At 53.7% G+C, this 14,963-nt stretch carries 5 protein-coding genes; all 5 read left to right on the top strand.

Translation table 11 applies throughout. The features are described from left to right. Positions 1-2 precede the first annotated feature (2 nt). Positions 3-815 carry a carbohydrate ABC transporter permease gene (locus AC0LWM_RS18610; protein WP_474676485.1) on the top strand — a complete coding sequence of 271 codons (813 nt, stop codon included), beginning with the start codon at positions 3-5 and terminating at the stop codon, positions 813-815. Positions 816-894: 79 nt separating this feature from the next. Further along, positions 895-2,721: a cache domain-containing sensor histidine kinase gene (locus tag AC0LWM_RS18605; protein ID WP_474676484.1), complete on the top strand. Its 1,827-nt coding sequence runs from the start codon at positions 895-897 to the stop codon at positions 2,719-2,721. After that, on the top strand, positions 2,718-4,331 hold the full coding sequence (locus AC0LWM_RS18600) for a response regulator (protein WP_474676483.1): 1,614 nt from the start codon (positions 2,718-2,720) through the stop codon (positions 4,329-4,331). The genes AC0LWM_RS18605 and AC0LWM_RS18600 overlap by 4 nt, the downstream gene beginning before the upstream one ends. Before the next feature lie 259 nt (positions 4,332-4,590). After that, complete coding sequence (locus AC0LWM_RS18595) at positions 4,591-10,134, top strand: Ig-like domain-containing protein (RefSeq protein WP_474676482.1); 5,544 nt, start codon at positions 4,591-4,593, stop codon at positions 10,132-10,134. Between the two features lie 20 nt (positions 10,135-10,154). After that, on the top strand, positions 10,155-14,936 hold the full coding sequence (locus tag AC0LWM_RS18590) for a TIM-barrel domain-containing protein (protein WP_474676481.1): 4,782 nt from the start codon (positions 10,155-10,157) through the stop codon (positions 14,934-14,936). Positions 14,937-14,963 lie beyond the last annotated feature (27 nt).

The following is a 14,963-nucleotide window of genomic DNA, read 5'->3' as shown; positions in this document are numbered from 1 at the left end:
GTATGGACAACCGGAAGACGCAGTGGCTGCGCTACCTCGTACTCGCGTTTTGTTCGATCGTATTCGTTGTGCCGTTTGGTTACGCCGTATATACGTCGTTATTAAGCAAGGCGGATATCGACCGACTCGTTCCGCTCGGCCGATTGACATTCGAAAATTACCGGGATGTGCTCGTCAATTCCGACATCCCGATCTGGTATATGAATTCGCTCGTCGTCACGCTCGGCATATTGGCCGGCAATTTGCTGATCAACACGATGGCCGCTTATTCGCTCGCCCGCTTGAATTACCCGGGCAAGGGGCTCATCTTCTTCATCATTATCGGGATGATGATGGTTCCTTACCAGGTGACGATCATTCCGATTTACTCCATGATCGTGAAGCTCGGGTGGATGAACAGCTATCAGGGACTGATCCTGCCGTTTTTGTTCCAAGGCTTTTTGGTTTTCCTGATGAGGCAATTTTACATTACGATTCCGAAAGAGCTGGAAGAAGCGGCGGAAATGGACGGCTTAACGAAAATCGGCGTTTTTTACCGCATTATCCTGCCTTTGTCCAAAGGAGCGCTCGGCACGCAAATCATTTTCAGCTTTACCGGCACGTGGAATTCGTTCGTCTGGCCCGTCACGCTTGTTAACGACAGCCGGTGGTATGTGCTGACGGTCGGACTCAACACGTTAAAAAACCGGTATTTCGAATGGCCGAATGTCACGATGACCGGCGTCATTTTACTTACGCTCCCGATCATTGTCGTCTTTCTTATTTTCCAGCGCCAGCTGGTTCAAGGCATTGCGACGACAGGCCTAAAAGGATAAGCGGAAAAAGGGACTACCTGCCTTCTTGATTGTTTGTTAAACTTTTCCTTGGGGACAAAACGATTTGGGGAGCATGCCGATGCGGTGGAAGCGATTCAAGGACCGAAGCATTAGACAAAAGCTGTTTTTGACCTACGTTCTTCTCATCATGATTCCGCTCATTTTCATCAGCTACATTTCCTACTCCTATTCGATGTCGTTTTTGGAAGCGAGGATCGTCAATTCGTTCAAGGAATTGAACCGCCAAATCATCACGAACACGGACGCTTTTTTGACGAATATGATTCATATTTCGGAAAAGCCGTTTTACGATCAAGAAATGCTTACCGTGCTTGAGAAAGACTACTCTTCCTACGAATACCCGGTGTATGAACGAAACAAGGACTACAAGTACGTCACCGAATCGTTTTTTAAAGATATTTTGTTGTTCAATAAAGACATCGATTCCCTTGTCATCTATCCGACCAATCACAGCGTCGTTTACCGTAGAGGGTATGAGGTCGTATTCAACTACAATTACAAGCCGGATGACGAAGCCTGGTTTCGGCAAATCTTGGGTCAAAAGGGCGCTCCCGTCGTTGTCGGGCTGCATCCGGAGCATCAGGTCAGCCTGCCGGGAAAACACGTGGTGACGGTCGGCAGGGTCGTCGTGGATCCCAATTCGTATACGTACAAGAAGCTGGGCGTGTTCGTCATCAATATACGCAGCGAAGTGCTCGGCAAGCTGTATCAAGGAATCAAGCTCGCCCCGGAAGCCAAACAAATCATCGTCGACGAGAACAATATCGTACTGTTCAGCACGAACGAAAACGAGATCGGCGGGCCGTTCGACGCCGCGCTGGGCCGCACATCCGGCGGCGATGCACGTTCGGCTGGACTCGGTTCAAGCGAGGATAACTATGTGAACGTATCGAACGAGTCCAAATTGAGCGGCTGGAAGTTTTACACTGTCATTCATAAGGAGCAATTGTTCCGCGAGCTTGATCAGGTTCGCGATTTTCTCGTTCTCGTCGTCGTTTTATTGGTCGTGGCGGCGTTTTTCGTCGCTTATGCGTTGTCGCGCAGCATTTCGAATCCGATCTTGAAGCTCAGCAGCCTGATGAAACGGGTGGAGAAAGGGAATTTCGACGTGACCGTGGCGATAAGCAGCAACGACGAAATCGGGCATTTAGGCAAAACGTTTAATGCGATGACCCAGGAAATCAAAATATTGATCGAGCGCATCCAGGAGGAAGGCCGGAAGAAGCGAAGGGCGGAGCTCAACGCGCTTCAGGCTCAAATCAATCCGCATTTTATTTACAACACGCTGTCGGTCGTCAAATGGATGGCCGCCGCTCAAATGGCCGACAACATTACGGAGGCGCTGGAATCGTTTATTCGGGTGCTAACGTTTTCGACAAAAAATACGAAGGAATACGTTTCGATCGGGGAAGAAATGACGTTTATCCAGCATTACGTTCAATTGCTGCAGCTGCGCTATTTTAACGCGTTCGAATTTGAATGCGCCATGGACGAGCAGGTTGTTTCTTATCCGACGTTAAAATTTATTTTGCAGCCGTTTGTGGAAAATGCCGTGTTTCACGGTTTTATCGACGAGAAGCGCAAATACCGCCTGCATATCGCAGTCGAACGCTTGGACGATATCGTCCGGTTTACGATCCAAGACGACGGCGTCGGCATGAGCGGGGAGCGTCTCAAGGAAGTGCTCAGCCATGCCAGCGGCGGCGGGGAAGGGATGAATTCCATCGGCATCCGCAACGTGATGGAACGCATTCAGCTGCATTACGGCGACCGATACGGCGCGGAGATCCGCAGCGAGCCCGGGGTCGGGACGACGGTCGATATTTATATTCCGATACTTTCGCCCGTTCAGGAAATAGACCAAGAGGGAGGCATGCCGGCATGAACGTTATGGTCGTTGACGACGAAGCTTTCGTCAGAGTCAATTTTAAGCTTGCCATCGATTGGGAAGGAAACGGTTACCGGTTGATCGGAGAAGCGCGCCACGGGCAGGAAGCGCTCGAGAAGATCGCCGAGCTGAAGCCCGACATTGTGTTTTTGGATATCCGGATGCCCGTCCTGGACGGGATCGAGGTGATGCGGAAGCTGCGGGAGCAAGGCAGCCCATGCAAAGTGATCGTCTTGAGCAACCATAACGAGTTCGAATACGTGAGAGAAGCGATGCGTCTCGGGGCGCTGGATTACATTCATAAGCTGAATATGAACCAGGAAGGCGTTCTCGATACGCTTGGCCGCATTCGGGAAGTCATTATGCGGGAGAGGGAGCAGTCCAACCGGATCGAGCATTTGAGCAAAAACGTGGAAATCGGCAAAAGCAGCATGAAGGAAACGTTTTGCAAGGAATGGGTGGAAGGAGCCGTTCGGCATCCGTGGGAAATCGAAAGCAAAATCGAGCTGTACGGCATCGGCGTCAAGCAACCGAACGTCGCTTGCTTGCTGATGGTCATCGACCAATTCGCTCACGTCAAGAAGCGGTACAAGGACAACATGAAGCATTTGCTCGGATTTTCCATTCAGAACGTTACGCGGGAAGTCATTCGGAAATACGACGAAATCGAATTTTTCCAAATCGACGAAAAAACGTATTGCATCATCAAATCTTATTCCGGGCTCCGCAGCATGAGCGACATGTACGCCGCGAACTGGGAGCTGATCCGCACGATGAAAACGACGCTGAAGCAGTTTCTGAACATCGGCGTCAGCTTCGGGGTAAGCGGGCTGCACGAGCGGTTGTTGAAGGTGCCGGCCGCTTACGCCGAGGCGATGCAGGCGGTTCAATCGCTGTTTTTCGAAGGGGCGGATCGGGTCGCTACGTACGGACAGCAACCGGCGGGAAGCGGGCAGCCTGGCGGCGCGTCTTTGCAAACTTATCGGGAAACGCTTACACAGGTGCGGCTGAAATTGGAGCAGGAGCAATATGAAGGGCTCGAATCGGCCATCGACCGGTTGTTTGTTGGCTTCAAGGAATATCGGGATGTTTGCAGGCACGATATGTTGGACATGACCTTGAACCTCCATCATCTGCTGCATGACCGGAACGTGCACCAAGCGGGGACATCCGCGTCCCCGACGATCGAGCAGTTCATGGAAGCGGAAAATGTGGACCAGCTTCGGCAACTGCTGCTGAGCGAAGTCGAGCCGCTGCGCGGCAAGCCCAAGGATTCAGGCCCTGCGATGAACTACAAGGTCAAAATGGTCCTCGACTATATTCACCGGCATTACGACCGGGATTTGACGCTGGAGGACTTGTCGCGCCATGTCGAGCTGAACGGCAGCTATTTGAGCCGATTGTTCAAGGAGCAGACAGGCATGATGCTCGTTCCATACATCAACCAATACCGGGTCAAAAAATCGGTCGAATATTTAAAAAACAGCAGCATGAAAACGTACGAAATCGCCGAAAAGGTCGGCTTCCGAAGCATCGACAACTATTACGTCGCGTTCAAAAAAATATACGGGCAGCCTCCAAACGAGTATCGAAAAAAATGGGTTTGAGCGGCAGAAAGTAAAAATCCTCGGAATCATGTAAAGATCTTCTGTTTTATCGGGAAATGCCTTTCCTTATGATGGAGTTATGCCGTGAAAGGCCAGCGTAGCGGAGGAAAGGGGGAAACCGATGGACCATCGATGATCGGTTTGTATCGCAAGCAGTTTGCAAGGGCGGCCTGCCGCTCCCATGGAGCTAACGGAAAGGGCGGCTCTCGTTTGTTTTGATGAAAGCGCTTCAACCCTTATGAGAAGGAGGCAATGAAAAGTGGTTCATGCAGTCAAATCGAAAGTTAGCGCAATGCTTGTGCTTCTGCTGCTGGTCGGCTTCCTGACGCCGATCGGCGTTCCGCGTGAAGTTCAAGCCGCACCGGGGTACCTGCAATACCCCGATATGAACGGCGTGTTCGGCTGGGACGGCGACAAGGACGCGCCGATCGCTTACGTCGACGGAAGCTTCAAAATCCGGGACGGCAAAAACATCACCGTTTCGTTCGGCATTCATGATGGGGAGCCCGTGAAGTGGTACAACGACTCGGGTTACCTTCCCAACTTGGTCAGCGAATTCGACAAAAACGGCCTGCTCGTTAAGATCATGAATTTTGCCGACAAAGTTACGCTGAACGGCAAAGATTATGTCGTTGCTTATTCCAGAGTGTCCATCACGAACAACGCCTCGGACATCAAAGAACTTTCCCCAAATCCCTCACCTCAATTGATACCGTTACACACAGCGAACAAACAGATACAACCGGGAGAGACGGTTCATTACGATTACGCAATAGCCGTAGACCGATTCGGAAACAATTACGATTGGCCTTCTATTGAGGATATTAAAATTGCCGGCAGTTGGGACGATCACTACGCTCGCATGAAAGCGTATTGGGAAGATCGAGTATCCGATATCGCCCAAATTCAATCGCTGCCCGATCCTAGGCTGATTGACGCCTACAAAACCGGTTTTATTTATACGCATATTATCAAAGACGGTTACGGGCTCCATGTCGGCGAAAACGGGTATGACGAAATGTGGGACCACGATACGATCGGAATTGTGTCCACATTGCTGACGATCGGCGATTTTAAAGACGCCAAAGCGTTTTTGTCTACCTTGCCTGCCCAACTGCAATACGACGACGCCAAGTGGAAGTATAGCTGGCCTTGGGCGCTGTACCTCATTCGCACCGGCGATATTGATTTCGTGAAGCAAAATTTTGCCGAGATCAAAAAAAATACGCACTACATCGAAAGCGACCGAACCGGCCCGGACGGCATTATGAAAAAAACGATGGCAATCGACAGTCTCGGTTATTGGACGATCGATAACTGGGCGGGACTGATGGGACTGCTCTCGTATAAATACCTTTGCAAACAGCTGGGGGAGACGAACGAAGAAAAATGGGCAGCCGATTTATACGACGAGTTTCTCGGCACGGTGAACAAAAAACTGACGGAAACGATCGTCAAATACGACCTCGACTACATTCCGGTTTCGATGGTGGAACCAAACGACGCGAACCGAACCAGCGAACCGCGGGACGGCAACTGGGCATCGATGTTCCTGTTCGGCCGTTGGGCGTGGGACGGTTATTTGTTCGGCGGCAAGCAAGAAGGCATTATGCTGGACTGGATCGATAAAACGTACGATTACGGATTCGACAGGCTGAAAGGGCTGCTGCCTCCGCATAACTTTGGCGGTTACCCGCATGGCATTTTCAGCTCCTCTTACAACGCAGGTTACGGCAGCGCCGGATTGCGGGGTGAAAAATACCGTTCCGAAGGGATCAAAGCATATCAGTTCATGATCGATCAAACGATGAGCGCGCCGTTTTCCTGGTGGGAGGGCATTTATTACCCGGATCCGAGCAGTATTTGGAACATTCCGCACACGCCGGGCGGAGGCGGCTCGGGTCCGCACATGTGGGGGCAGTCGACCGCGACGAAAGTATTGTTCGACTCGCTGATCGCGGAGAAAATCGACGGCAGCGTCATCATCGGACGCGGCGTGCCCGATGAATGGCTCGTCCCATCGGCTAAGCCGATCGAAATCGGCAATTATCCGATCAGCAACAACCGGAGAATGGGCTATGAGATGAAGATGGATCAAACGGGAAAAGTCGTCACCTTGACGTTGACGGGCGATAAGCCGTCCGGCGACGTAGGGTTCAACCTGCCGTTTTTCAAGAACAATATTCAGTCGGCAACTGTCGGCAAAGTAGACAATAACGAAGGCATGGTCATTCTCCCGGCGGGAACGACAAGCGTGACGGTTCAACTGAAAACTGCGGCGCAGTCCGTCCAGACTCCGAAATTAACGAAAGCGGAGGCGCAGGGGAACAAGGCCAACCTGGAATGGACGCCCGTCGACCAAGCGGAAGGATACACGGTGAAATACGGCATGAAACCGGGCGAATACCCGAACGAAAAAGATGCCAAAACGGCAACAGCTTTTACGGTCGACGGTTTGGAGCCGTTGCAGGACTATTATTTTGTCGTAACGGCCAGGAAAGGCGGGAAAGAAAGCGAATATTCGAATTTTCTCGGGATTCGAACGGATCTGCCCGCGCCGGTAGAGGGCGGCAAGCTGGAGGCCGGTGCCCAGCAGCTGGACAGCCAGCTATCGGTCAATCTAACGGCGGAAGGAACGACAGACTGGATTCAGGCCGGGGGCATCGGGGTCAATAACGAAGTTCGGTTCAACCGCAAATCGAGCGGAAACGGCCAGCTCGAGTTTAACGTCAAAGGGGCGTCTTCCGCCAGCGCCTTCGGCGACAGCCGGGTGGTCACCTCGTGGGTCGACGGGGCTCCCGGAGAAACGGCGGTTAACAACACGACGGGACTGTTCTACTCCGGAATCGGCAGCGGCTGGCAGCTGGTTGCTCCAGCGGGGACAACGGAACAGACGTTAAAAATTTATACGAGCGTATGGAATTCTAAAGCGAAGCTGGAAGCCTACCTTAGCGACAACAGCGCGGCCCTATATACCAATGACAACGAAGGCGTAGGCAATTCCTCTTACAAAGTATATACGATCAAGTTCAAAGCCGGCTCGGAAGGACAAACGTTAACCGTCAAAAATATAGCGCAAAGCGCAAGCGGCAACGTGACGTTTATTGCCGCAACCCTTGCGGCGGACGGACAAAATTCCGGCGTTACGGGCGTTACGCTGGATAAAGAGCAATTGACGATGAACGTTGGAGAGACGGCGGAGCTGGTGGCGACCGTGCATCCCGAAACGGCGCCGGTCAAAACCGTCCGCTGGCAATCGGATAACGAAGCCGTAGCGACCGTGAATAACGGCATCGTTCGCGCAACGGGCCCGGGAACGGCGAACATCGTGGCCACGATTCAAGGACATACGGCAACAAGCAAGGTCAGCGTCATGGATACGGTAGCGGACGGCAATGCTTCGGTGACTTGGTCGGATCCGGCCGACTCGGTTGATCTTACGAAGGAAGGGACCGTCGACTGGATTCACCTGGGAGGGACGAAACGCGCAAGCGGCACCGTGGACCAGGTTGAAATGAACCGCAAGGATATCTCTGAAGAGCAAATTGCTTACCGCAAAATCGGCGACGCGAAAAACGGCCTGCTGCCGAACAGTTCGGCGAGCATGTCCTGGTCGGACGGGAGACCTGCGGCAAGCGCATCCGGAACGCGGCAGGGTGCCGTATTCAACGGCGTAGGCGGCGGATGGCAGCTGGACATTCCGGCGGCGGAAACGGACAGAACGTTAACCGTTTATACCGGGGCATGGAGCGCGAAGTCGAAGCTGGAACTCGAGCTTGACGGAACTCCGGCCTATTCCGAGAACATCGACAATCGGGACGCTTTGCCGATCATGGGCTGGAGCAGCTGGAGCTCGATCCGGCGGGAGCCGACGGAGCAGAAGATCAAAGCGGCGGCGGACGTCATCGCGGAACAATTCAAACCTTACGGTTACGAGTACGTCAATCTTGACGACTTCTACCAGCTGGACTGGTCGACCCATGTCGACGCCTACGGCAGATGGGCGGTAGACCCCGTCAAATTCCCGAACGGCATGAAGGCGCTTGGCGATTATATTCACGGCAAAGGGTTAAAATTCGGCCTGTACGTCACTCCCGGCATTCCGAAAGCAGCCGTGGACCGCAATACGCCGATCGAGGGAACGCCGTATCATGCCGCGGATATCGCCGATACGACGCGCAAGGAAATCAGCTATAATTTCGGAAATATGTATTACATCGATTATTCGAAACCGGGCGCGCAGGAGTATATCGACTCGTGGGCCAAATTATTCGCTTCGTACGGCGTGGACTTCCTGAAAATCGACGGCGTCGGCGAGTGGGATATTCCGGATATCGAAGCATGGTCGAAGGCGCTGAAAAAAACCGACCGCATGATTCATCTGGGCTTGTCGAACAGCTTGAACGTCAATTACGCATCCACCTGGCAGCAGCTCGCCAAAGGCTGGAGAACGCAAGGCGACGTGGAATGCTACTGCTCCACGATTACCGATTGGGGCAAAGTCAGCGAGAGGTTCGTCACGGCGCATACGTGGTCCGAATACGCCGGTCCGCGCGGCTGGAACGATTTCGATTCGATCAATGTCGCGAACGGGGCGGCAGACGGATTGACCGCGGATGAAAAACAAACGCACGTGAGCCTTTGGGCTATCGCGGCGTCCCATTTCTATATCGGCAACGACCTGACGAAGCTGGACGAAGACGGCGTCAAATTGCTGACCAACCCGGAAATCATCGCCGTGAATCAGAGCGGCGTGACCGGCAAGCGGCTGACCATGACGCCGGACTCTCAAGTATTTTATCAGAAGCTGCCTGACGGCACGTATAACGTCGCTTTGTTCGCGACAGGATCTTCGGGCGCGAAAGTGGGCGTTTCGTGGTCGGAGCTCGGTTTCGAAGGAGGCGCCAAAGTCAGGGATTTATGGACGCATGACGACCTCGGCACATTGGACGGCGGATTTTCGGCCGATATCGCTTCACATGCCTCCAGAGTAATCAAGGTGACGCCTGTATCTCTGTTGTCCGATGGATCGAACAGTGAGCCTTCCGAGGGTGCGCTTGGCAACCGGAGCATGCCGGGTTCCGGCTTCCGTGTTTACAAATTTTTCGTCAAAGCGGGACACAAAGCGACGATCCGCAACGTCATCACGGAAAAATACTACGATTACGGCAACGTCAGCCTGATTGCCGCTGCCTTGTCCAACGCTTCCGATCACGAAGTGAAAGCGACGGGAATTCGTTTGTCCGACCAAGCGGTAACGCTCAAGAAAGGCGAAACGTACCGCGTGAAGGCCTACGTTCAACCGGCGGACGCCACGAATAAAGAAGTGACGTGGCAATCGGATCGCCCGCAGGTCGTCGCCGTAGCCAATGGCGTGCTGGAAGGGAAATCGCCGGGAACGGCAATCGTAACAGCCACGACGAAGGACGGAGGCTTCAGCGCGCAAGTCCGCGTTACCGTAACGGATGAAGAGCTGAACGGAGCGCTCACGATCCGTACCTCCTTTAACATGGATGCTCTGGAAGGCGGCAAGCTGCTTGCGGCGGAAGTGAAAATTACGAACGAGCTGCCGCATCCCCAGCAGGTGCTTGCAATAGCGGCGTTATATGACGGAAGCGGCAAAATGGTATCCGTATCGTATGCGTCGAGAAGCATCGCCGGCAGGGAAACGGATACGCTGACGCCGGGCTTCAAGCTGCCGCAGCAGGTCCATAACTACAAGGTGAAGGTCATGGTGTGGGACGGCAAAAACTTGAATGCGACGATGATGCAGCCATTGGCGGATGCAACCATAAAACCATAATGAGAATCGGGAGGAAACGTATGATGCGTTTGAACAGGGTTGGCGTCATCTCGCGGGTCTTGATGATCGTGCTGCTCGCTTACACGCTCTTGGGCAGTCTTCAGCCAACGGGATATGCCGAGCAAGCGGACGTTTCGGCTGGCCAGCCTGCTGCGGGCCAGCCGGACGCCGGGCAGCCGGCACCGGACGATGCGCCGGGGACTCCGATACAGGAAGGCGGCGAAATACCGGTACAAGAGGGCGGCCAGACGCCGGCGGCGCCGGATAGCGTCAATCAGCCGGTGCCCGGAAACACGGTGACGGATAACGCAAGCGGGCCGGAGCTTCAATTGCAGGCACAGGATTTAAGCAGCTCCGTTTCGGTTGATCTTACGCAGGAGGGAAGCATCGACTGGGTCAGCTTCGGCGGCAGCGGCGACATCGGAATCAGGACCAGAAAAAACATCGGCGTGCCGATGATCGGCTTCAGCAAAGTGATTCCTGGCGAAAATGCTTACAATTTCGGCGATTATATCGCCGGATTCAATTGGAATGACGGCAAACCGGTCGGCGCTGGTACCGACGATCATACAGGATCTTTTTTCAAGGAAATGAACGGAGGATGGCAGTTGACCGTCCCGGCTGGTTCCCGTGAAATGACGTTGAAGGTGTACGCGGTCGGTTGGTCTTCCAAAGGCAAGATCGAAGCTTATTTCAGCGACAATAGCGTGCCCGTAGCCGTGGACGAATACGATACGGAAGGCGAACGGCACAAATCGAAGGTATACACGATTACATTCAAAGGAGACGGTGCTGGCCGGTCGCTGATCGTCAAAGGGACGCAAACCGGGAAGCACCATGATTGGGGCAACATTGCCATAGCGGCGGCGACTTTATCGGCTCAAGCCGGCCAAAACGCGCCGAAGTGGCCTGCCGGAAGCACGCTGACGGCAGCAGACGTTACGGGCAGCAGCGCCGTATTGTCATGGACCCCGGCCTCCGATGGCGTCAAAAACTACGTCCTTTATAAGGACAACATAGAAGTTGCCACGGTGGACAGCGGCGTGAACTCGTATGAAGTGTCCGGGCTCGAACCCGGAAAAACATACGCCTTTAAGGTGGAAGCCGAAAACGAACTGGGCGGCCGAAGCGTGACGGGGCCGTCCGTATCCGTGCAAACGACGCGTTTTGCCTACATCGGCAAAGTGACCGGTTACGAGAAGCAAGGCGACAATACGATTATTTTTAACGCGGACCCTGCCAAAGTTTTGATCAAGGCGGTATCGCCGGAAATCGTCAAAGTGTGGGCCGAACCGGCCGGCACGTTCGATCGGAAATATGAATCCGCGGCCATCGTGAAGGACGATCTCGGCCAAGGCAGCTTAACTTTGGATGACAAAGGCGATTATTACGAACTAGGCACGGGCAAATTGCTCATCAAAATTTTCAAAGCTTCGTTCCGTCTGGAATATTACGACCTTCAAGGCAACCTTCTCATGAAAGGCATAGAAGGGAAAAGCATGGGCTGGAATGCGGGCAAGGAAGTCGGCGTATGGAACGAGCTGCAGGAAGGCGAGCATTTTTGGGGATTGGGCGAAAAAACCGAGTCCTTCGACCGAAAGGGCAACAAAATTTACCAATGGGGAGTCGACTTGGGAGGAGTGAACGCGGATCCTTTGGCCCCGGCTGTCGGAGAAGGCAGATGGTATGGCGCGAACCCTCATTTCATGAGCTCAAAAGGGTACTCCATTTATTTCGACAACACGAGCAGAACGTGCTTTGACCTTGGGAAAAGCGACCCGGGAACGTATTCTTTCAGTTCGCTGAACCCGGCTGCGGGAGGAGAGCTGCTATACTACTTCATTTACGGCCCTACGCCCAAAGAGATGGTCAAGAACTTTACGGATATCGCGGGCAAATCGTTTATGCCGCCGATGTGGGCGTTCGGCAACATGCAGAGCCATTGGGGCTACACCCAAGCGGATATCGAAAGAGTGGCCGTAACATATAGGCAAAAGCAAATCCCGCTTGACGTCATGTTTTCGGATATCGAATGGTATGACAAATACTCTTCGCCGGACAAATGGAACGATACGAACTTCCCGGACCGCCAAGGGATGATGAACAAGCTCAAAGCGCAAGGCGTCAGACTGGCGGTGATCGACGATCCGAACATCACGACTTCGGCCGGCACGTATGCGACTGCCGACGGCGCAGGATATTTTATCAAGGAATCGGCGGGCAAAACGAAAACCGTTTCTTGGCCTTGGGGCGACGAATCCGGCGTGATCGATTTCTTCAATCCGGAGGCTCGCGCGTGGTGGGGGCAACAGCACGACCATTTGGCCGATCTTGGCGTGCAGGCTTTTTGGACCGATATGAACGAACCGGCTAGATACAACACGGATTGGCGTTTCTGGAACGATAACGGCAAGGAGCAGGGCGATATCGACGAGCTGCATAACGCGTATGCGCTCATGCACAATAAGACGATGTTCGATTGGTACAAGGAATATACAAACAAGAGGCCGTTTATTTTAACCCGGTCGTTCTTTACGGGATCGCAGCGTTATGCATCTCCTTGGTCGGGCGACATCAACTCCGATTGGGAGAGCATGAGCCAGCAGATCCGGCTCGGCACCGGGCTTTCGTTGTCCGGCTTCAACATGTGGGGCTTCGACATCGGCGGATTCGCGGGTAATCCGACTTCGGAGCAATTCAAGCGCTGGATCGAGCTGGCCGCCTTTACGCCGACGCATCGATTCCATTACGCGAAATGGGGCAACCTCCAGGAAGCGTGGGAAAACGGTGCCGAAGAAGTGGCCAAAACGTATATTTCGCAGCGGCAGCGGTTAATTCCGTACTTCTACTCGTATACGGCGGACAGCGTGATCGGGACGGGAATGGAAGCGGCGCCGGGCGGCGGCGGTTCGGGCATTCCGCTCATGCGGGCGATGATGCTGGAGTACCCGGGCGACAGCAACACGTATAACATGGATACTCAATTTATGAGCGGGCAAAGCTTCCTGGTCGCTCCGGTGACCGATAGCGGCACGAGGAAAAAAGTATATTTCCCCGAAGGAGACTGGTATGACTATTCCGACGGGAAAACCTTATACCAAGGCGGCCAGTACATTACGTACGACGCGCCGGTAGATAAACTGCCTGTGTTCGTCAAAGCGGGCGCGATTATTCCGATGACCCCGCCGATGCAATATGTCGGGGAGAAGCCGGTTGACGTGATGACGCTGGACATCTATCCGCAGCGAAATAACGGGGTTTCGTCGTTTGTATTATACGAAGACGACGGCGAGAGCTTCGGCTTCGAGAACGGACAATACAGCACGACCAAGTTCGAGAACCAGGTCGAGCCGGCTGCGGAAGGCGCGAAACACACATTCACCATTCACGCAAGACAGCAGGGAGCGGCAGGATTTACGCCTGACGCGAGAAGCTACATGCTGCAATTCCGCGGTACGGCGATGCAGGATTCGGCCGTGCGCCTCGATGGCGCGGAGCTTCGAAAATATGAATCGCTGGCTGATCTGGAACAGGCGGCGTCCGGCTGGTTTGCCGACAGCCAGTCGTTGATTACGTACGTCAAGCTTCCGGACACCGGGAAGGAAACGAAGATCGAGCTGGCAGGAAAGTCGGACAACAGCGGGGTCGTTCGCTATTTGCCGGTATATGCGACGACCAAAATCGGCGTTCCGCCGGTATTGCCTCCGATGGTCACGGCCGTATATGACAACGGCTTGCAGCAAGCGCTCAACGTAAGGTGGGCATCCGTGGATAAAGAGAAATTCAGCCAAGTCGGCAGCTTTACCGTGGAAGGAACGGTGGAGGGCATCGACTTGAAAGTGACTGCTTACGTCGATGTTTACCAGACCATCGCTCATGTGGAAGCGGAAAACTATGCCGACAAAAAAGGATCGTTGTCCAAAGAGGTTTGCTCCGAAGGCGGCTTCAATCTGACCGCCATTTCCAACGGCGATTATGCCGTCTACAAAAACGTTGACCTGAAAGGCGGCGCAACGAAATTCGAAGCCAGAATCGCGGCCAAGAACCGGGGCGGCAAAATCGAAGTCCGATTGGATCGCCCCGACGGACCGCTTGCCGGAACATTGGATGTCCCTTCGACGGGAGGATGGAGAAACTGGGAAACCGTACGCACGAATCTTGCCGGCGCTTCGGGCGTGCATGACATCTACCTCGTATTTACGGCAGGATATAACTTGAATTGGTTCCGTTTCGTCGATTACCCGCTTGTCGTTCAATCGATTCCGCCGGTGGACGTCATTACGATAACGGGCGCCGCTCCGCAGCTGCCCGAACATACGGCTGTCGTGTATCGAGACGGCAGCACGGCGGAGCTTGAGGTAACCTGGAGTCCGGTTGATCCTTCTTCCTACGAAAAACCGGGCATGTTCACGGTTGAAGGAACGGTGCCGGGAACGGACCTGAAAGCGATCGCCCATGTCACTGTCGGGGATGCGAAAAATCAGTTTATCGTGGCGGCCGCCTTCAACTTGAACAAGCTGGAAGCGGGCAAAATGCTCAATGCGGACGTAACTGTCAAAAACAACAGCGTTTATTCCGATTCCGTATTGATCGTAACGGCGCTGTACAACCAGAACGATGAAATCGTGAATATATCGAGTCTTCCGAAGAAAATCGGGCAAGGCCAAACCGCCGTGTTCACGTCGGGCTTCAAGCTTCCCGATTCGATTCAGGGCTATCATGTGAAAGTATTCGTCTGGAGCGGCGACAGCCTTCGGACGACGCCGATGAAGCTTTTATCCAACGAGCTTGTACTGCAATAGCACGAAACTTTTGGTTAAAGTGAGATG

Source organism: Paenibacillus sp. sgz302148 (genome assembly GCF_056120465.1).
Note: the sequence above shows the minus strand (reverse complement) of the source record. Positions and strands in the feature narration are given on the sequence as shown.